The sequence below is a fragment of the Roseburia sp. AM51-8 genome, assembly GCF_003478275.1.
GTDB classification, from domain to species: Bacteria; Bacillota; Clostridia; order Lachnospirales; family Lachnospiraceae; genus Pararoseburia; species Pararoseburia lenta.
This window is the reverse complement of record NZ_QUEY01000002.1, coordinates 628,484-647,524: the sequence shown is the minus strand read 5'-3', so window position 1 is coordinate 647,524 and position 19,041 is coordinate 628,484. Positions and strand designations below refer to the sequence as shown.

The 19,041-nt window shown below is 43.6% G+C and carries 20 protein-coding genes and 2 pseudogenes; 20 read left to right on the top strand and 2 right to left on the bottom strand.

The features are described 5' to 3' along the window. The 19 genes and pseudogenes from DW996_RS06940 to DW996_RS06850 form a co-directional block, all read left to right on the top strand. A partial coding sequence (locus tag DW996_RS06940; protein ID WP_147403541.1) for a sensor histidine kinase occupies positions 1 to 698 on the top strand: 698 nt, incomplete at its 5' end. Positions 699 to 725: 27 nt separating this feature from the next. Continuing rightward, a complete protein-coding gene (locus tag DW996_RS06935) occupies positions 726 to 1,142 on the top strand; it encodes a hypothetical protein (RefSeq protein ID WP_004611616.1) in 417 nt (138 codons plus the stop codon). A 181-nt stretch (positions 1,143 to 1,323) separates the two neighbouring features. Next, on the top strand, positions 1,324 to 1,584 hold the full coding sequence (locus DW996_RS06930; protein ID WP_117686261.1) for a hypothetical protein: 261 nt from the start codon (positions 1,324 to 1,326) through the stop codon (positions 1,582 to 1,584). Positions 1,585 to 1,589: 5 nt separating this feature from the next. Then, positions 1,590 to 2,254: pseudogene (locus DW996_RS06925) on the top strand (ABC transporter ATP-binding protein). Between the two features lie 14 nt (positions 2,255 to 2,268). Next, a complete protein-coding gene (locus DW996_RS06920) occupies positions 2,269 to 4,023 on the top strand; it encodes an ABC transporter permease (RefSeq protein WP_243098694.1) in 1,755 nt (584 codons plus the stop codon). Further along, positions 4,011 to 4,652, top strand: a complete 642-nt coding sequence (locus tag DW996_RS14180; protein WP_330428814.1) for an ABC transporter permease — start codon at positions 4,011 to 4,013, stop codon at positions 4,650 to 4,652. The genes DW996_RS06920 and DW996_RS14180 overlap by 13 nt, the downstream gene beginning before the upstream one ends. Before the next feature lie 187 nt (positions 4,653 to 4,839). Next, a complete protein-coding gene (locus DW996_RS06915) occupies positions 4,840 to 5,610 on the top strand; it encodes a response regulator (RefSeq protein ID WP_117686262.1) in 771 nt (256 codons plus the stop codon). 204 nt (positions 5,611 to 5,814) lie between these two features. Next, complete coding sequence (locus DW996_RS06910) at positions 5,815 to 6,198, top strand: GntR family transcriptional regulator (RefSeq protein ID WP_002578893.1); 384 nt, start codon at positions 5,815 to 5,817, stop codon at positions 6,196 to 6,198. Further along, positions 6,191 to 7,051, top strand: a complete 861-nt coding sequence (locus DW996_RS06905) for an ABC transporter ATP-binding protein (RefSeq protein WP_117686263.1) — start codon at positions 6,191 to 6,193, stop codon at positions 7,049 to 7,051. Before DW996_RS06910 ends, DW996_RS06905 begins: the two co-directional genes overlap by 8 nt. Continuing rightward, entirely contained in the window at positions 7,044 to 7,694 is a 651-nt protein-coding gene (locus DW996_RS06900; RefSeq protein WP_006861334.1) for an ABC-2 transporter permease, read from the top strand. The genes DW996_RS06905 and DW996_RS06900 overlap by 8 nt, the downstream gene beginning before the upstream one ends. 128 nt (positions 7,695 to 7,822) lie before the next feature. After that, entirely contained in the window at positions 7,823 to 8,002 is a 180-nt protein-coding gene (locus tag DW996_RS06895) for a cysteine-rich KTR domain-containing protein (RefSeq protein WP_074021989.1), read from the top strand. A gap of 80 nt (positions 8,003 to 8,082) precedes the next feature. Then, complete coding sequence (locus DW996_RS06890; protein WP_025580950.1) at positions 8,083 to 8,706, top strand: VanZ family protein; 624 nt, start codon at positions 8,083 to 8,085, stop codon at positions 8,704 to 8,706. A 574-nt stretch (positions 8,707 to 9,280) separates the two neighbouring features. Beyond that, complete coding sequence (locus tag DW996_RS06885) at positions 9,281 to 9,544, top strand: sugar ABC transporter permease (protein ID WP_243098693.1); 264 nt, start codon at positions 9,281 to 9,283, stop codon at positions 9,542 to 9,544. Between the two features lie 124 nt (positions 9,545 to 9,668). Then, positions 9,669 to 10,151: a winged helix-turn-helix domain-containing protein gene (locus DW996_RS06880; RefSeq protein WP_330428813.1), complete on the top strand. Its 483-nt coding sequence runs from the start codon at positions 9,669 to 9,671 to the stop codon at positions 10,149 to 10,151. A 413-nt stretch (positions 10,152 to 10,564) separates the two neighbouring features. Further along, positions 10,565 to 10,987: a hypothetical protein gene (locus DW996_RS06875; protein ID WP_015542925.1), complete on the top strand. Its 423-nt coding sequence runs from the start codon at positions 10,565 to 10,567 to the stop codon at positions 10,985 to 10,987. A 600-nt stretch (positions 10,988 to 11,587) separates the two neighbouring features. Further along, positions 11,588 to 11,803: a DUF6870 family protein gene (locus tag DW996_RS06865; protein WP_005361189.1), complete on the top strand. Its 216-nt coding sequence runs from the start codon at positions 11,588 to 11,590 to the stop codon at positions 11,801 to 11,803. A gap of 135 nt (positions 11,804 to 11,938) precedes the next feature. Continuing rightward, complete coding sequence (locus DW996_RS06860; protein ID WP_118535238.1) at positions 11,939 to 13,561, top strand: recombinase family protein; 1,623 nt, start codon at positions 11,939 to 11,941, stop codon at positions 13,559 to 13,561. 5 nt (positions 13,562 to 13,566) lie between these two features. Then, on the top strand, positions 13,567 to 15,216 hold the full coding sequence (locus DW996_RS06855; protein WP_118174147.1) for a recombinase family protein: 1,650 nt from the start codon (positions 13,567 to 13,569) through the stop codon (positions 15,214 to 15,216). Then, on the top strand, positions 15,201 to 16,742 hold the full coding sequence (locus DW996_RS06850; protein ID WP_118427045.1) for a recombinase family protein: 1,542 nt from the start codon (positions 15,201 to 15,203) through the stop codon (positions 16,740 to 16,742). The genes DW996_RS06855 and DW996_RS06850 overlap by 16 nt, the downstream gene beginning before the upstream one ends. 89 nt (positions 16,743 to 16,831) lie before the next feature. On the opposite strand, the pseudogene DW996_RS06845 reads toward DW996_RS06850, so the two are convergent. Both DW996_RS06845 and DW996_RS06840 read right to left on the bottom strand, forming a co-directional pair. Further along, positions 16,832 to 17,755 (bottom strand): annotated as a pseudogene (locus DW996_RS06845) (Arm DNA-binding domain-containing protein); the annotation flags it as partial. After that, positions 17,756 to 17,944, bottom strand: coding sequence for a transcriptional regulator (locus DW996_RS06840; protein WP_009247528.1), 189 nt, complete (start codon positions 17,942 to 17,944; stop codon positions 17,756 to 17,758). It abuts the pseudogene before it with no gap. Positions 17,945 to 18,392: 448 nt separating this feature from the next. Here DW996_RS06840 and DW996_RS06835 point away from each other — a divergent pair, with 448 nt between their 5' ends. Further along, complete coding sequence (locus DW996_RS06835) at positions 18,393 to 18,923, top strand: helix-turn-helix domain-containing protein (protein WP_009247529.1); 531 nt, start codon at positions 18,393 to 18,395, stop codon at positions 18,921 to 18,923. Positions 18,924 to 19,041 lie beyond the last annotated feature (118 nt).

Genomic DNA, 19,041 nt, shown 5'->3' with positions numbered 1-19,041 from the left:
AGAACCGCCGCCGGGTGGACGAGGAACGGCAGGAGTTACAGACCCTTGTATCGGATATTTCCCATCAGGTGAAAACGCCGGTAAGCAATCTGAAAATGGCGACGGACACGCTGCTGGAAAAGCCCATGACCGAGGCGGAGCGCACCGACTTTATCCGGGGAATCCGCAGCCAGACGGATAAGCTGGACTTTCTCTTTCAGGCCCTTGTGAAAACCTCCCGTCTGGAAACGGGCGTGATCCAGTTGGATAAGAAACCGGGCCGCCTCTTTGATACCGTGGCACAGGCCATGAGTGGAATTGTGTATGCAGCAGAGAAAAAGGAAATCGTCGTGTCCGTGGACTGCCCGGAGGATTTGACCGTTTTCCATGACAGCAAGTGGACATCCGAAGCCCTTTTTAACCTGCTGGACAATGCGGTGAAGTACACCCCGGCAGGCGGGAAAATCGCTGTGTCGGTGGTGCTGTGGGAAATGTATGTGGAAATCAAAGTAGCCGACACCGGCAAGGGCATTTCCGAAAGCAATCAGGCCGCCATCTTCCGGCGCTTCTATCGTGAGGAAGAAGTACACGAACAGCAGGGCGTGGGCATTGGCCTGTATCTGGCCCGCGAGATCGTAACACGGCAGGGCGGCTATATCAAAGTGGTTTCGGAGCCGGGCAAGGGTTCGGAATTTTCCATTATGTTGCCGACTAAATAAAGCACACTTATAACAGGAGAAAACACCATGAAAAAAATCAATTTTTGCAAAGCAACAACAATCATCTTAATAATCAATGTTATTTTATCTATTGTTTTATTTTTCGTTGTTCCTGATAAAATAGCAATTCAATGGGTAGGTACATCCCCCAGCAATGCAGTAGATTCTTACTATGTATTTTTGGTGCCGGTATTGTCAGTGCTTTTTGCTTTTACGGGAAAACCTATTTTTACAATGTTCCTGTTTAGATTGTGGAATAGAACTAACGAGCATTTAGTGACATACTTAAATTTGTGTCTGCAAGTTGTATTTCTTACTTGTGAAATCTATATCGGATTATATAACCTATGTAATTTTAATGTTGCCATTAGTATAATTCTCATTGTGGAACTTATGATAGATGTGGTGATTGGATTGAAATTATTTCACAATCAATCTATCTAAAAGATTGTGTAGTATGATTCGGCGGACGACCATTTCCGGCTGTCCGCCGTGAATTTTTTGAAATGTCCGAGCGTTGTAACATTTCACCCCGATTTTCAATGAAATTTTTTGGCCGCTGTAACATTTCGCGGACATTTGGGTTTTACAATACCCTTATCAACAAAAGTGAGGAGGCGACGCAATGGAACTGACCCCGACATTGATTTTGAATCTGGCGCTGCTGATCGTCCCGCCCGTTGCCCTTGTGCTGGTGTTCCGGCAATGGCTGGTCCGGCACATCCGCTGCACGGTTGCCTTGACTGCTCTCTGTGATGTTCTCCTATTTTGGGATGAACTGTTCTACTATGAGAGCTTCGGCCTGTTCGCTGTGCTGATTCTGGTGCAGTTGGCGGCCACCGGCGCAGCAGCGTTCCGCATTTACAACAAACAAAAAAAGGATTGAATTTTATGAGCATTTTACAGACTATCGACCTGAAAAAGTATTACGGCACAGAGCCGAACATCACCCGCGCCCTTGACGGCGTGAACTTCTCCGTAAATGACGGCGAATTTGTGGCCGTTGTGGGAACCTCCGGCAGCGGCAAGTCTACCCTGCTTCACATGATGGGCGGGCTGGACACCCCTACTTCCGGCAATGTGATTGTCCGGGACAAAGAACTGTCGAAGATGAACGACGAACAGCTCACCATCTTTCGCCGCCGCAACATCGGCTTTATCTTCCAGAACTATAACCTTGTTCCCATCCTGAATGTGTATGAGAACATCGTCCTGCCGGTGGAGCTGGACGGGGACACGGTGGATCAGAAGTTTTTGGACGAGATCGTTCACCTGCTGGGGCTGGAAGATAAACTGAAAAATATGCCGAACAATCTTTCCGGCGGACAGCAGCAGCGTGTGGCTATCGCCCGCGCCTTGATTACCAAACCGGCTATCGTGCTGGCCGACGAGCCGACCGGCAACCTTGACAGCAAGACCAGCGCCGAGGTGCTGGGCTTATCAAGCGCACCAGTGCGGAGTTCCGGCAAACTGTTGTGATGATTACGCACAATGACGACATTGCCCGCCTTGCAGATCGGATTGTCCGCATTGAGGACGGAAAGATTGTGGAGTAAGGAGGTGGCAGGCTATGACATGGCCTTTTGAAAATGATACCAACGGCATAGTAAAGCGCATATCAAACCGCAGTATATCGGCAAATCGAAAAAGAAATATCTTTATTATTTTGACGATTGCACTTGCCAGCGCATTGCTATCTGCTATTGTCCTCTATGGCTTTGGGGTTATGCAGGAAACGCAGAACCGCAACCAAAAAACAGCGCAGATTATGTATCATGCGATTTCTGAACAACAGGGACAGGAACTATACAAGCAAGAAGAAATTGCGTGGGTTGGGGAATTTTTTAACGCATTTTCTGAACAGGTAAACCATTCAACCGTGAATTTTACTTATGCAAATGCAGATATGCTAAAATCCCAAAGTATGCCCTATTCGGGAGATTTACCAGCTTCGGAGAATGAAATTGTAGTGCAAGAATCCTTTTTGGATAGTTTGGGCTATTCAAATGAATTGGGACAGACAATTCAAATCCCCTTTTCTGACGGCACTACCCATGATTTCAAATTGACGGGAATCTTAGATGTGAAAACCGGCGATATTGGGCGCTATACAGCCATTATATCGAAAGAATTAGTAAGACAGCAGTATGGCGACGAGGGCATGATTGATTATTACATTGGGCTGAAAGGCGCTCAAAATATGAGCGAGGAAGAAGCCACCAACTATGCAAACACTCTGGCGCAGCAATTAAAAATTTCCGATGATAATGTGATTGTCCGTTCCACATATTTTAACTTAAAGGACGAAAATCACGGAAGCGATATGCTGTTCTATTTCTTGATTGGTTTTGTAACTTTCATTGGTTCCGGCATTGTGATCTATTCGATTTTTTATATTTCAGTAGCAAGCAGTATCCGTAACTATGGACAGCTTCGCACAATCGGAACTACAAAACGACAGATCAAAAAGATGGTTTACCGCGAGGGGAAATTACTTGCTGCCATTGCTATCCCAATTGGTCTGGTTATTGGAAATGTGATTGGGTACTTTCTGGTTCCTGCCGGTTGGTACTGGCTGACCACTTTATGTGTGACGGCCGGGGTTGGCCTTTTTGCATTTATTATTGTGATGATTGCCATTCATACTCCTGTAAAAAGAGCTGCGGCAGTATCTCCGCTGGAAGCATTGCGATATTCCGATTATCAGGGGAAAATGAAAGAAAGTTCCGTGCTGCACCGTAAAATAACGCCTGCTTCACTTGCTAAAATGAATCTGTCCAGACAAAAGGCAAAGTCCACTTTAACAATACTTTCTCTTTCACTCGGCGGAGTATTGGTTGTATTGATTTCGACAATGTTAGTTTCCTATGATGGCGTTGCAGAGGCAAGAGGCAGGGCGTTCCCTGTCGGTGAATTTAACATTCAGCTCAACGCAAATCAATCGTGGGACACTGCTGGTATTTCTTTGTCTGGATTGCAGCAAAAGAATTCTCTAAATGCCGATTTTGTAAATGCAGTAGAATCTATTGATGGCGTTACAGGAATCAAGCACTGGTATTACACGGACGCAGAATATCGTGTAAATGGTAATTCTGGAAAATGGATTCAGGCTTTTGCCGAGATGAACAGCAGAATTTGGAGAAAGAGCGAATTGCGGGAACGACTGATTATGATGAACTGGTGGCAGGAAATGGAATTGTCTTGCTTCAAGAGCGTGCCGATCTCTATGATATTGAGGCTGCGTTGGGTGATACCGTCGAAGTGGACTATAAAACCGAATCCGGCCAAATTTGCACAAAGACCTATACCGTCATGGGCATTGTAAACGAATATTCTTACTCCGGCTTCTCAAAATGCTTTGCGCTTCCGGAGCAGTTTATGAATGAAGCGACCGGGATAGATTGCACAGGTACGATTTCTGTAATTACCGATATGGAAAAATTTGATACAGTTGAAGCTGCATTAAATCAACTGATAGACGGAAATAGCGATTTGGTTATGGAAACCATAAAAGAAAGTATCACTTATTATAGCGGACTTCAACAACTTTCCATCGGGGTATTGTTGATCGTGGCTGTTATTGTTGTGTGCTTTTCTTTAATCAACCTTGTCAATACGACAATCACAAACTTCTTATCCCGTAGGCAGGAAATTGGAATGTTACAGGCGATTGGTTTGAGTAAAAAGCAGCTTATCAAAATGCTGTGCTATGAGGGGTTGATGTATTCAGTTTTTGCTACGCTGGTAACATTGGTTTTGGGGACTGGACTGGGCTTCCTATCCGTACAGGTAGTTGTGAAAACGATGAATCCATACTTTTACTATTCATTTCCGTGGCTGATCGTATTGATATATTTAGCAATCCTGCTGATTGTGCAATTCACCTTGATTTCTTACACAACTGGAAATCTGAAAAAACAATCTCTTGTTGAGCAAATCAGGACGATGGAATAGCCGTATGGGATCGGCGGGGCGGCGTGTGCTGCCCCGCTTTTTTCGCCATTTCTCAAAAAAATTTTTGAAATGTCCGAGCGTTGTAACAATTCAGCCTGTTTTTCTGTCGAAATCAAAGGCACCTCGGACATTTGTGTAACATTTGTAGTTTATGCTTGTGGTAAATCAATATTGGGGGTGAGGACACATGAAAAAGATACTGCTGATCGACGACAGCGACACCTATACATGGTGTCTGAAAATATACTTACAGCACCGGGGCTACCCGGTGAAAACGGCTTGTACGCTGAAAGAAGCGCGGGCCGCCATCCAAGAGGAAATGCCGCTGGTGGTCTGCTGTGATCTCGACCTGCCGGATGGTTCTGGCATGGACTTTCTGGACGAGGTGCGGGCCGCAGACAAGGAGCTGCCTTTTGTTCTGGCGTCCTGCCATGACAAGGACGACTACGAACAGGAGGCTATGCGCCGGGGCGCGACGCTGTGCATGGACAAAATGAAAGGACTGCTACTACAAGATAAGCTGGTGGAATACGCCTACCGGCAGTTATCCGGCGAAAAGGCCCCGACTTTTCACAAGCTGCTCTTTGTCTATGCAGAAGATACCAGCGCCGAAGTGCTGCGGGCTGCTATGCTACAAAAGGGCTTTGACCTGATTCTGGTTTCCTCGATTTGGGAAGCCAAGCGCCGGATTTTTGAGGATAAGGAAATAGAACTGATCTTGTGCGATCTGGAACTGCCGGACGGCACAGCAATGGAGCTGTTTCATACGCTACGGCGGGTGGCGGGGATGTTCCAAATGAAGAATCCCCATGTCCGGCTTCTGCCGTTCTTTATCCTCACCGAGAACAACGACCCTGCCACGGAATATGAATACCGGCATGAGGGCGTGAACGACTATATCACCGCCCCGGTCAATATCCCGGAGCTGATCCGGCGGGTTCTGTTCTTTGTGGAATGAGATCGTTACACATATAAAAATATGTCTTTGTAGTGGACAGGATAGACGCTTTTTTATGAGAAATTGGTCAGGACAGTAAATTTATTGTCCCGACCAATTTTTGCTATTATGAACTTTTCTTAAACTATATTGCTTTTTGAAAAATTTCGTGTTATACTGTTATACATAACAGCACAACAGTTAAAACACACGGAGGATGCAGCAATGAAACTGATTATTTCAAATGTATCTGGCGTCCCCATATACGAGCAGATTAAACAGCAGATCAAGGCGGCTATTTTATCTGGCGAGCTTCAAGCCGAAGAAACTTTGCCCTCCCTTAGAACACTTGCCAAAGACTTAAAGATCAGCGTCTTAACAGTGACAAAGGCATACACAGAATTAGAGCAAGAGGGCTTTGTTAAAAATGTGCAGGGGCGTGGATGTTTCGTAATGGGGTCTGGTTCAGAACTGATTAAGGAGCAGCTTATTTGCAAAGTAGAAAACAATCTCACCGAAGCAATAAAAGCTGCAAGAATGGCAAATCTATCCACAGAGGAATTACATCGCCTTTTGGACATTTTAACGGAGGTAAAAACAGATGACTAATTATTTAGAGGTAACGAATCTTTCAAAATCTTTTGATTCTTTTCAACTTCACAATATCAGCTTTACTTTGCCAAAGGGATATATTATGGGCTTGATCGGCCCGAATGGTTCTGGCAAAACAACGACAATCAAACTGATTTTGAATATGCTCAAGCGCACCGGCGGCACAGTCAAAGTGATGGGGCTGGATAATATCGCAGAAGAACAAAAAGTAAAATCAGAGCTTGGCGTTGTTTTCGATACAAATTATTTCAGTGATGATTGGAAAGTGTCGCAGGTTGAAAAGTCTATTTCGGTATTTTATCCAAATTGGGACAGCCAGAAATTTGCGGATATGTTACGGAAATTTCACATTGCACCAACCAAAAAGGTAAAAGAACTTTCCAAAGGTATGCAGATGAAGTTAATGCTTGCCTGTGCGTTTTCATACGACGCAAAACTGCTGATCCTTGACGAACCGACCAGTGGACTTGACCCGGTTTCCAGAGATGAACTTTTGAAAATTCTTTCGGAGTATATTGAAGATGGCGAACATAGTGTTTTGTTCTCCACCCATATCACAGGCGATTTGGAGCGTGCAGCCGATTATATTACCTACATCAGTTATGGCGAGTTGTTCTTTACTGGCAGCAAAGATGATTTTGTAGATATGTTCCGCATTGTAAAAGGTGGAATTGAGGAACTGTCCGATGATCTGAAAAATAAGGCGGCTGGTATTCGTACATTCCCTACGGGATTTGAGGCGCTGATGAAAACCGAAAATATTAGCGGTTTCCCTAACCTGACCGTTGAGCCTGCCACTATTGATGAAATTGTAGTGTTTACAAGCAAGAAAGGTGACGATTATGAGTAATATTTTGAAATCCACAAAATTAGATATTGCATTGGTAAAACCATATTTTAAGACGATTTGCTTTACCCTGCTTCTGCCGATTGTGTTTGCCGCAATCAACCGTTCTTTGCTGACAGGGGTATCATTTGCCATGTGCTTTATTGCTATGACGACGGGATATACCTTTTCCATCACAGAAAAAAACAGCATGGATCGGCTGTTTGGTATTTTACCTGTTCGGAAAAGCGAGCTTGTGATCGGACGCTATGTTTTCGTCCTTGCAATGGGGCTTCTTTCCTTGATTATTTCTTTGATTGCACAGCCGCTTGTCTTGAAAGTGCTGGGTGAAACAGTTGGCGTATTTGACATTGTAACTGCCGCTATTGCAGGAGTATTCTTATTTGCACTCTATACCGTGTTCCAGATTCCGGGATATTACAAGTACGGTTCAATCAAAGGACGGGTATTTATGTATATTCCAGTGGCCGGTTTTTTGGTGACTTTACTTCTTCTCTCTAAAATGCCAGCCATCGGGAAATCAATTATTTCAGTCGTTGAATCTTCTCCGATACTTCTCGTTTTCCTTGCGGTTTTTGCTATTGTCGTGATGTATGCGGTTTCGATCTTCTTGTCCATTCGGATTATGAAGAACAAAGAAATGTGAGGTGATTGTATGGATTTCACAATTTTGGCAGTTGTGCTTTTGCTTGGTGTTGGCGTTCCTATCCGTAATAAACTCATACGGAAATATCGGGATAAGAAAAAGAATGATCGCAATTCGGAGTGAACAATATGGAGAAAACAGAGTTCATCCGCTGCCCAGTCTGCGGGAATAAAACACGCGACAAAATTCGGGAAGATACCGTACTTAAAAATTTTCCTCTCTTTTGTCCAAAATGTAAAAGTGAATGTCTAATCGACATTGAACAATTAGACTTACGATTAGCATTATGGGAATACCGTCGTTACTAATGACAGTATTCTGTTTGCTTTATGAGAAAATGCTCAATGCTGGAATGGGCAATAAATTTGAATTTGACAAGGAGATAATAATGATACCAATTTCTGATATTCTCATCCGCTCAATTAGTGGGTATGTGTTTATGGTTCCAGTCTTCGTACTGTATTTCTTGTGGCTCAAAAAATTGGGGAGAACACAAAGTTTTCTCCATACCGCTGCAGTGTTTGTTTTTGGTTATTATTTATTCGGACTTTTGACCGTCACAGGCATCGGCTTTACAAGCACAATGACCTTTCGCCCGAACATTTCTTGGACTCCATTTATCGGTATGATAACTGGGCCAATTGATACCATTCTGAATATTATTCTGTTTGTCCCGTTGGGATTTTTCCTGCCGCTGCTGTACAAGAAATATCATCACATGAAGACGGTTGCATTGACTGGCTTTCTGTTTTCTTTGGCTGTTGAAATTGTCCAGATGTTTGGCTGGGGTTCTTCCGACATCAATGACTTGATGACAAATACCGCTGGAGCCTGTATTGGATTTTTAGTTTATTGTCTGCTGTCAAGAATCTTGCCTGCCAATCTGAAAAAGCAACTTCAATCCAGCCGTGTCAATGCTGTGGCTGAAGTACTTCTCTTTGCTATTTGCACATTTGCCATTATGGTCACGGCTCAGACTTGGTTTGTCCATGATGTGCTGAATGTTCCATAAATTGTATCGGAAACAATCGGTCTCAGATATAAAAAAATAGTGTCTTCTGTTTGACACACCTGCAGACCGATTTTTCCGTATTGAACTTAGTCGCGTCAACGAAGCCACTACCTATGGAATTTCAATCTTTTCCTTCCTGTTATGCTTGGACAGATTGAATAATTCTCTTTGTGTTATATCTATTATTTTTAGGTAATAGTCCACAACGGCTTCTAACATGAAGGTACAAAAAATAAAAGTTGATCCTCAATCAACCCTATTATTGTACTCTTCAATTCATACTTTTCGATCTCAATGGTAGTATGGTTAGATAGACATCTGTTGCCGCTATCCCTTGGTAAGTTACCCGTTCAGCTTACCTACAAATTTAGAATACAATAAATGGCATCATTTGAACAGACTATATTTTTGGGATGAACTGTTCTACTATGAGAGCTTCGGTCTGTTTGCTGTGCTGATTCTGGTACAGTTGGCGGCCACCGGCGCAGCAGCGTTCCGCTTTTACTACAAACAAAGAAAAGGCTGAATAGAAAATAGGTATCATCAATCAAAAATATCATTGGAGGTATAACTTATGGAAAAAGAAACAATGGGAACTGTAATTTCAGTTATAAAACAATGGTGGTTAAAAGTGAATCGTAAACCTGCCCGCGTTCATGCGATGGATGGCGCAGCCTTTCCGCATACTATCAAGGTCAAATATACGATAGACGGCAAAGATTACATCTGCCGAAAATGGATTGGCGCAGGAAACAAAGTCCTGACAAGGGAACAACGATTAAAGTTATCTATTGTGAAGATAAGCCATCGAAAGCAAGAATTGAACTCTAATCAATAAATTTATTAAAATACGGAGGTGATGATGTGATGGGACATTAGCTGTTTTTGATATAGAAGAATCCGGCAAGCAGATCGGAGAAAAGTTATTTCTGCTTCTTAACGAGGAACAAAAGAATGCTCTAATGCAATATATTTTGGAACAAGGAGCCTGTCATGGAACGGTATTCAATTCCTGTCACACTTCCTTCGCAGCAAAGAAAAATCCTCTAACAGAAATACAGGAAGGCGAGCTTTATCTATGCCTGGAACACCGCACTGTCAGGGTTAGGGAACGGATGATCAACCTGACAAGTAAGGAGTTTGATATACTGGCATTGCTCATTGCCAATCCCAAACGTGTTTTTACTTACGAACTGATTACCGATTTGGTTTGGAAAGAGGATTGTGATTTCTATTCGAGAAAAGCGATTCATAATCATATAAGTAGCTGCGTAAGAAGTTGCGCTTTGAACCGGATCTTCCAAACTATATTGAGAGTGTCGCCGGGATCGGCTATAAATTTGAACATCTATAACATGAGCCCACAAGGTGTTGTTTCCCCTTGTGGGCTTGCTTTTTGCAGCATATATTCTAAGAGCGGAATATGTAGAAAATTGCGAATATAAAGAGTAAAAAGCGAATATCTGCGGACTGATAAAGGAAACATAACCGATATAATTTTCTCCCAAGGAGGTATCAAGCAGCCGATTCAGGTTCCTCCTTGATGGGAGGAAATGCCTATGCGTCTATGCAACACAGATCTGCAGATAAACTGCTTTACATTCAGTCACCTATACGTCGTAGTCCAGCTCGTATGGATTGCGGCGTTTTTGGTTTCGACAAAGTTTGAGCATTTTCGCTGTCAACCTCCCGGAAAAATTTCATACTGCTGCTTTGGCGCGCCTGTTCTTTGTACGGGCGCGCTTTTTTGTACCCTTTTTTTAATCAGAAAGAGACTTAGACCTTATCGCTGCCGCAGCCCACCCTCTGATTTCGATTTTTGCCATCAACTCAAACATCGAAATTGGAGGAAATTACTATGAAGAAAATCAATCTTCGGGATTATTACCCGTATTATACACAGGACATGATCGTTGAGGTGCCGGATGAAGTTGCTTTGTTGCTTCGGGAATATATGTTGTTGGAAGAAGCCTATCGGATTCGTACATACCGCTATAAAGCATTTTACTCTCTGGATCGAGACGAAGGTATTGAGCGTGAGATATTGCAAAAGCCTCTTAACCCGGCAGAAATTTGGGAACAGCGCCAAATGACGGAGTTGATTTATAAAGGTCTTTCCAAACTTCCGGTAAAGCAGCGCCAACGAATCTATGCACACTTTTTTCTTGGCATGAGCAAAGCAGATATTGCCAAAGCGGAAGGAACACACAAAAGCCGGATCACCCGTTCTATCGAAGCCGGATTGCGTAGTCTGGAAAAATATTTCAAAGAAATTTTATAACAGACGGCAACTTTGCCCCTAAAAATGTACTGAATAGTAGAGGGACATATTCGGCGGGACAAGCTGGACGGGTGTGGTAAGGAAGCATATACATCCTCCCACCCCAACTGCAATATCAATTTGTCTGCCATGCCCCTTGCTTGTTCCTTGACAACCGAATATACGCTGTTACAGGTACTTCATTCTGTGTTCCGAGCGGCAGATGGGGCGGCGCGGTGACAGGCGGCCTAAGGAGGTGATGGATCCAGGCTGTCCGAGCGATAAACGCAACCTACGAAACCGGCTGTGGCAGGCCGGACGCGATAACGACGCAGATCATAATGGTACTTCTTCACAGCTTCCTAAAGACTTGGGGAGAGTTCCTGCGGCGTTTGCTTGCTCTGGCAAAGCGGCGGCGTATGCGGGACTATGATGCGGTGACGCTACCCGCAGCCTGTAACAGCCCCGTCCTTATTACAGAAGGACTTGCCGGGGTGCGTGGCAAATACGGCAGTAAAATCGAAATCAGATATAATGGGCCGGATTTATGTGTGTAATAACCATAGATCCGACCTATTCATGTGGTTTTGATAACACAGTTTTCAGAAGGGAGTTGATACTATGGAATTGAATACCATTGTCAGTGAAGTGGGTACACTGGTAGACATTCGGGATGTCTCTGTCAACAAAGAACTTTCCCGTGATGAACGGATTGCAGAATTCGTTCAGCAAATCAAAAATCCATACCATTTTAAGTGTGGGCGTTTTACTGTACAGGCCAGCTTTTCTGCTGAAGGTGCTACCCTGGAAGAATGTATCAAGGGTATTTTGCGATAGGTGCAATTTTAAGAAAGGGGCTGACTTTTCCGTAAAAGCATGGTAGAATAAGAATCGGAAAAGGAATTGAATATGGCATAACCACACTTCTTGAATTGCGGGGATTTTTCTGTGCAACGAAAGGAGTGTTTTTTTATGCAGGTTTACAAAGCGATTAAGTACATCCGTCTTTCTTATACGGATGATAAAACAGTAGAAAGTGACAGCGTTGCTAACCAGCGGCGCCTGATCGATGACTACATAGCCCGACACCCGGAAATTGAGGTTGTGGCAGAAAAAATTGACGATGGTTATAGTGGTGTTTTGTTTGATCGCCCGGCATTTCAGGAAATGATGCGGATGATCGAACAAGGCGAAGCTAACTGCGTGATTGTCAAAGACCTCTCCCGCTTAGGTCGTGAGTACATAGAAACAGGCCGTTATATGCGCAGGGTATTTCCAGCCTATGGAGTGCGTTTTATCGCAATTAACGATAATGTGGACACGGAAAATGACGCTGCCGATGATCTCACGGTTTCTGTCAAAAACATTATGAATGAGGCTTACTGTCGGGATATTTCCGTTAAGACACGGAGCGCCCTGGAAGTAAAACGGCGCAGCGGGGATTTTGTAGGTGCTTTTACCATTTATGGTTATGTGAAAGTCGGCGATAAACACAAGAGCTTGGAAGTAGACGAATATGCTGCTAATGTTGTGAGGGATATTTTCAGAAAACGGCTGGAGGGATTCAGCGCTTCCCATATAGCGGATGAACTGAACCGATTAGGAATTCTTTCGCCTTTAGCGTATAAGCGCAATCACGGAATGCCTCATGCAAAAGGTGGCTATACAGACCGAAAGGATTGCAAATGGTCTGCAACTACAATCATCCGCATTTTGCAGGATGAAACTTACACCGGAACACTGGTCCAGGGCAAACAGACAACGCCCCATTTCAAATTAAAAGAGCGTGAGGACAAACCTTCTTCGGAATGGATTCGTGTGGAGGGAACCCATGAAGCGATCATACAAAAGCACGATTTTGATCTGGTGCAACGGCTCCGCAGGATTGACACAAGGACTTCTCCCAAATCGGATAAGGTTTACCTGTTTTCCGGTATTTTGATCTGCGGATGCTGTGGCTGCCGTATGACCCGCAAGACGAACCGCTATAAAGACAAAGAGTATCACTATTATTACTGCCCGACCGGCAAAAAGAATGGCTGCACATCGTCGGTCATGCTGAAAGAGTCGGATCTGATTGAATGTGTGCAGGACAGTTTGAAAGGACATATTGAAAATGTTGCTTCTCTGGATGCCCTGCTGTCCAGTATCAGTCAGGAACGGATCAACCGGGAATTGGCGCAGGAATATGCCGCACAGATCAGAGTAAATGAAAAGCGTGTGGCACAGACCGAGGGCTTTAAGGCAAAACTCTATGAAAATCTGGTGAGTGGAATTCTGACAAAGGAAGAATTTCTCTCTTATAAGCGAAAATACAATGCAGATATTGAACTGTTCCAAAAGGCAATCGCTGAATGGAACGATAAACTTACAGATGTATTGGAAAACCGAAGCGAACGAAACCGTTGGATCAACCATTTTATGAAATTTTCTACTATGGAGGATATTGACCGCCGGGCAGTCATGCAGCTTATCCGAAGCATACGGGTAATGGGTAAAGATGAACTGCATATTGAATTTAATTACCAGGATGAATATCAGAAAGCAATCTCTTTGGCTGAACAGATTGCTACAAAAATGAAGAAAGGATGGTGAGCTAAATGGCAAGAAAAAGCAGAAAACAGACGGCAGCTCCTATGCCGGCACCATCTTTGTATGTACATGTGGCTCTGTATATCCGTCTTTCTGTGGAGGATAACAAAAAGCGGGGTTGCTCAGTAGAAAACCAAAAACTGGTACTGAATGACTTTCTTTCGGATAAACCGGACTTCGTTGTGTATGATACTTATATCGACAACGGAGCGACAGGGACAAATTTTCACCGCCCTGGATTTCAGCAAATGCTATCTGATATTGAAGCAGGCCACATTAACTGTGTGATTGTTAAGGATCTTTCCCGATTAGGGCGAAATTCTATTGACACAGGTTATTATATCGAACAGTATTTCCATGCTCATAATGTTCGCTTCATTGCTGTTACGGATCAGTTTGACACAGCGGATTCCGGAAATCTTCATGGTGGTATCATGCTGCCTTTGAAAAATATGATCAATGAAGCCTATGCTCTGGACATTGGACGAAAAATCAAAGCACAGGCGCGGCAGGCTATGAAAGATGGCGACTATATTGGTGCACGGGCGCCTTACGGTTACAGGAAAGACCCGGATAATTGCCATAAACTTCTGATTGATGAAAATACTGCCCCTGTGGTAAAACAGATTTTTGAATGGGCACATGAGCATGTGGCACTGAACCGGATTGTCCGCAATCTAAATGAGATGGGAATTCCGGCACCGAGCCATTATAAAAAGACCACTGGCGAGATTACCAGTCCGGGACTGATCGGAAGTGGCAAATGGCAGACCCGCACAGTGATGAAAATCTTAGAAAGCGAAGTTTATACAGGCGATCTGGTGCAAGGAAAAACAAAGATTGTAGATCATCAGCAGGTCAAGGCTGGAGAAGATAATCTGATTATTGCAAAATGCACCCATGAACCGATCATCAGCCATGAGTTGTTTAATGCAGTTCAGGAATACAGAAAACAGATCTGTGAAGAAAGCAAAGCAACTCCAAAACGTCCCTACACACCAAACATTTTCAAAGGTAAAGTGTTCTGTGCTGATTGTGGCAGAAGCCTTCACAGGCAACGCGCCGAGCGCCGGAAAGGACCCGACACTTACTGGTTCCACTGCCTTACAAACAGCCGGGTAGAAAAAGATAGCTGCAAAGGTGCGATGATACAAGAGAAAGAACTGATTTCTACTGTTACGGCTATTCTTGAAAAAGAGCTGACAGTTGCGCTGGGAATGTCGCTGCCACTCTTTCAGTTGGAGACAAGACAAAAACAGGAAAAAGATAAGCTGAAAATTCAGATGTCGGCCAAACGGCAGGAAATTGAAAAAACACGCCGGCTGATCCGTGGCCTATATGAAAATTTTGTGCAGGGTATTTTGACAAATGACGAATACTTTGAATTGAAAGCGGATTATGAACATGCTATCAATGCTCTGTCTGGTGAGATTGAAGTATTTGAAAAATCTATGGACTCTCTGGACAACCAGCTTGCCAGATACCGTGCAATGGAAAAGGATGCAAAAACACTGGCACAGGATCACGTACTGACTGTAGAACTGATCGAACGGCTCATTGAACGAATTGAGATAGACCACGAGCGGAATATTCATGTGACCTTCCGTTTCAAAAATGAATTTCAGGGAAAGGCGGTGGAACCGTGCGCAACTATGTGATTGCCCTTTATATCCGTCTTTCTGTGGAAGATTTCAAAACTGAAAGTTTGAGCATACCAAATCAAAAACTGATTCTTCGTGAAAAAGCTATGTCTCTGCCGGAATGGGATGACAGCGAGATTTTGGAATTTATTGACAACGGTCATACGGGGACAAACTTTGAGCGTCCGGCGGTGCAGGAACTTTTAACAATGGTTCAGGCCGGAAAAATCAACTGTATTATTGTAAAAGACCTTTCCCGATTTGGACGTAACAGCATTGAAACCGGCTATTTTATTGAGCGGGTATTTCCTCTTTATCACACCCGTTTTATTTCCGTCAGTGATGATTTTGACACAGCTAATTTCAAAGGTGATACCGGAGGGATTGATATTGCTTTCAAGTATCTTATCAGCGAGTGGTATAGCCGGGATATGTCCATGAAAATCCAAAGTGCAAAATACGCAAAGATGCGTCGTGGGGAATATCAGAGTGTCATCTGTCCTTACGGCTATCGCAAGAGTGCAGACGGACGTATGGAACCGGACGAGGATGTTGCCCCGAATGTGCAGATGATATTTCAATGGGCGTCTGAAGGCAACACCGCAGCCGAGATCACAAGAAAATTGTATGCCATGAATATCCCCACCCCTGGGGAATATCGCAAACTTAAAGGCAAGGCCTATTACAATGTTTCCCGAACAAACGGCGTTTGGAGTACATCAACGGTTCTGCGTATTTTAGAAGATCAAAGATATATCGGTACCTATGTAATTGGCAAGAGAAAGGTAAAAGAGATTGGCAGCCGACATACACAGTTAAAGGATGAAAGTGAGTGGTTCAAAATCCCGAACCATCATCCGGCTATTGTAAGTGTGGATCTATTTGAGAGAGCCAATGCTTCAATTAAGCGTTTCTCTCTGTCAAATAAAAAGCCGCGTGATTATCTGCTCCGTGGTAAGGTATTCTGCGGATGCTGCGATCATGCAATGTCTCTACGAAATGGTGCGTGGTTTTATTGCCGTCATTCCGAGGTGGCTGAAACGCTTCCTTGTCATGGTGTGCGCATAAAGATGGCAGATCTGGAGCAGGTTGTATTTGAAACAATTCGGGCTCAAATGTGTCCGGCATTGGGAATTGATAGCAATAAGGATAAATTGGATTTGCAGACAGTCCAGCAGGCCGAACATGAAGAAAAACTCCGTTCTATTCAAGATAGCAAGCGGTATCTTTATGAGCAGTATGCACTCGGAGAGATTGATTTGGAAACCTATCGGACACGAAAAGCGGTTTATGACACGGAACTGGTACAAGCCAAAAATGTTCATGCTGTCATCACTGCACAGACAAAGCAGATAAAAAGTGATTATGAGATTAAGCTGAAACAACAGGAAATTGTGCAGAAAGTCGGAAACGCCAACATGCTGACAAAAGCTCTGATTGACCGGCTTATCAATAAAGTTTACGTCTTTCCAGGAGATCGGATTGAGATTGAATATGCAACACAGGATTTCTTAGAAACTAAGGAATCCGAAAAGGAAGTATAACCGTGAACACCCATTTGAAACAGCTATGGGCAGCTATGAAGCTGCCCGAAAAACTGCAAAAAAAGTTATAAATTTTTTGTCGTGGGCTTGACATACGGGTGACGGAGATCGTGAATGCGGATACGCTTCACGCCTGCCGCCTTTGCCCCTCTGTCCATCTCGTGATGAAGATAGCTTTTCGTCACCGTAAAGATACGGTCTTTCTTCTTCAATCCGTAAAGCATACCGAGATATTCTTTCATTTCCTCACACAGAAACTTCGGCATTTTAATCGTGCGGTTGCTCTTTTTCGTTTTCGGAGAAGTAATCACATCCTGCCCTTTCAAACGCTGATAGGATTTATTGATTGTGACTGTTTCCTTATCAAAGTTGAAATCTGCCGGAGTCAAAGCTAACAGCTCGCCCTCTCGGATACCGCACCAGTAAAGCATTTCAAACGCATAAAAGGAAACAGGCTTGTCCATCATCTCAAAAGAGAATTTCTTGTATTCTTCCTTTGTCCAGAACAGCATTTCCTTGTGTTCCTCACGTCCCATATTTCCCACCTTTGCCGCAGGATTGGAACGCAGTTCATAGTAGCGGACAGCGTGATTGAAAATGGCGGACAACTGATTGTGCAGCGTTTTCAGATACGTCTGTGAATAAGGCTTTTTCTTCTCATCACGATAGGCAAGCATTTCATTCTGCCAAGTAATAATCTCCTTTGTGGAAATCTCGCTGATTTTCAGTTTCCCGAAATACGGAAGTATCTTTGTGCGTATGATATGCTCTTTGGTAAGCCACGTGTTTTCCTTCAAACGGTTCTTCACATCATTGATATAAAGCTCCGTAAAGGCTTCAAAACTCATATCAAGGTCTGAAGAAGTCTGCAATTTGAACATTCTTTCCCATTCCTGTGCTTCTCGTTTGGTAGCAAAGCCACGCTTGCATTTCTGCTTGCGTTCCCCTTTCCAGTTCACATACCTTGCCATCACATACCAAGTACCGTTATCTTCATTCTTAAATACCGGCATTTACATTTCCCCCTTTCCTGCTCCGTAGAGCCTTTCGTAAAAATACTGGCGATTTACACGCCCTGCAATCGTAATAAAGCCCTTTGCTTTCAATTCCTCATTTAATTGTCTGATGAGTTTATATGCATAAGGTTTTGATACGTTTAGTTCCTGAGCCACATCTTCGGCTCGGATAAATCTGTTTTCCATATCCTTTTTCTTCCTTTCTTAAAATAATTTTTTGCTTGCCGCTTTCTCCGTGTTAAAGTTCCAACAGGCACTCCTGCTTGTCGGCAGGCGCTGTGCTGTCCCAATGCACCGCAGTACATCAGGCGCTCGCTCGTATAGGGGTTCCCGAAAAGTCGGAGACTTTTGGGGAAGAGGAGGAGCAGTGCAGCGAATGAGCTTTTGTGCTTGCACACAAGCGAACGATACGGAACTTGCTCCGACGAGGTCTTGGCGGTTTGGCTTTTCGGACGGTCATTCAGTTGTCGCATTAAGCATATTTGTTTAATTCGTAATTTATTTTACTAAACATATTTGCTATTGTCAAGTGGTTGCAAAGAAAATATTAAACATTTTTGTTTCGGTTTTTCTTGACTTCCACTAAACATTTCTGCTATACTTATTTCACTAAATATAAAAGGAGCGTATCATTATGGCTATCAGCGAAAGAATACATTTTTTCAGACTAATGCGTGGTATGACACAAAAGTATCTCGGTACAGCAATCGGTTTTCCAGAAAAGAGTGCTGATGTGCGTTTGGCACAGTACGAAACTGGTACACGCAAACCGAAAGCAGACCTTACAAATGCATTGGCACAGGTGCTTGATGTTTCTCCACAGGCTCTTGATGTTCCTGACATAGACAGCTATATCGGTCTTATGCACACTCTGTTTACCCTTGAAGATATTTACGGTCTTACTGTCAGTGAAGCAGACGGAGAGGTATGCTTAAAGGTCAACAAGGACAAAGGCAGAGAAGCATATGAACTCCTCAAAATGCTGTATGCTTGGAAAGAACAGGCAGACAAGCTATCTTCCGAAGAAATCAACAGAGAAGAATACGATAACTGGCGTTACCATTATCCAGAGTTCGACACCACACAGCGTTGGGCAAAAGTTCCATCACAGGAATTAAGTGACGCTCTCGTGGAAGCATTCAAAGACCACTTGAAAGATAAATAAGCACCTACAGGACCTGCCACTGGCAGCTCCCTACAGATGCTTTGGCAACGACAAAAAAGCCCTTAACTATGGTTATTAACCACAGCTAAGGGCTTAGTTTATAATATGGAATTTGTTC

What these genes read in the sequence shown, in the direction of transcription:
- DW996_RS06900 (WP_006861334.1), top strand. Translation starts at nt 7,044, where the DNA reads ATGAGTAATATTTTGAAATCCACAAAATTAGATATTGCATTGGTAAAA.
- DW996_RS06920 (WP_243098694.1), top strand. Translation starts at nt 2,269, where the DNA reads ATGACATGGCCTTTTGAAAATGATACCAACGGCATAGTAAAGCGCATA.
- DW996_RS06915 (WP_117686262.1), top strand. Translation starts at nt 4,840, where the DNA reads ATGAAAAAGATACTGCTGATCGACGACAGCGACACCTATACATGGTGT.
- DW996_RS06835 (WP_009247529.1), top strand. Translation starts at nt 18,393, where the DNA reads ATGGCTATCAGCGAAAGAATACATTTTTTCAGACTAATGCGTGGTATG.
- DW996_RS06910 (WP_002578893.1), top strand. Translation starts at nt 5,815, where the DNA reads ATGAAACTGATTATTTCAAATGTATCTGGCGTCCCCATATACGAGCAG.
- DW996_RS06880 (WP_330428813.1), top strand. Translation starts at nt 9,669, where the DNA reads ATGCAATATATTTTGGAACAAGGAGCCTGTCATGGAACGGTATTCAAT.
- DW996_RS06930 (WP_117686261.1), top strand. Translation starts at nt 1,324, where the DNA reads ATGGAACTGACCCCGACATTGATTTTGAATCTGGCGCTGCTGATCGTC.
- DW996_RS06875 (WP_015542925.1), top strand. Translation starts at nt 10,565, where the DNA reads ATGAAGAAAATCAATCTTCGGGATTATTACCCGTATTATACACAGGAC.
- DW996_RS06865 (WP_005361189.1), top strand. Translation starts at nt 11,588, where the DNA reads ATGGAATTGAATACCATTGTCAGTGAAGTGGGTACACTGGTAGACATT.
- DW996_RS06840 (WP_009247528.1), bottom strand. Translation starts at nt 17,944, where the DNA reads ATGGAAAACAGATTTATCCGAGCCGAAGATGTGGCTCAGGAACTAAAC.
- DW996_RS14180 (WP_330428814.1), top strand. Translation starts at nt 4,011, where the DNA reads ATGGGCATTGTAAACGAATATTCTTACTCCGGCTTCTCAAAATGCTTT.
- DW996_RS06860 (WP_118535238.1), top strand. Translation starts at nt 11,939, where the DNA reads ATGCAGGTTTACAAAGCGATTAAGTACATCCGTCTTTCTTATACGGAT.
- DW996_RS06895 (WP_074021989.1), top strand. Translation starts at nt 7,823, where the DNA reads ATGGAGAAAACAGAGTTCATCCGCTGCCCAGTCTGCGGGAATAAAACA.
- DW996_RS06905 (WP_117686263.1), top strand. Translation starts at nt 6,191, where the DNA reads ATGACTAATTATTTAGAGGTAACGAATCTTTCAAAATCTTTTGATTCT.
- DW996_RS06885 (WP_243098693.1), top strand. Translation starts at nt 9,281, where the DNA reads ATGGAAAAAGAAACAATGGGAACTGTAATTTCAGTTATAAAACAATGG.
- DW996_RS06935 (WP_004611616.1), top strand. Translation starts at nt 726, where the DNA reads ATGAAAAAAATCAATTTTTGCAAAGCAACAACAATCATCTTAATAATC.
- DW996_RS06855 (WP_118174147.1), top strand. Translation starts at nt 13,567, where the DNA reads ATGGCAAGAAAAAGCAGAAAACAGACGGCAGCTCCTATGCCGGCACCA.
- DW996_RS06890 (WP_025580950.1), top strand. Translation starts at nt 8,083, where the DNA reads ATGATACCAATTTCTGATATTCTCATCCGCTCAATTAGTGGGTATGTG.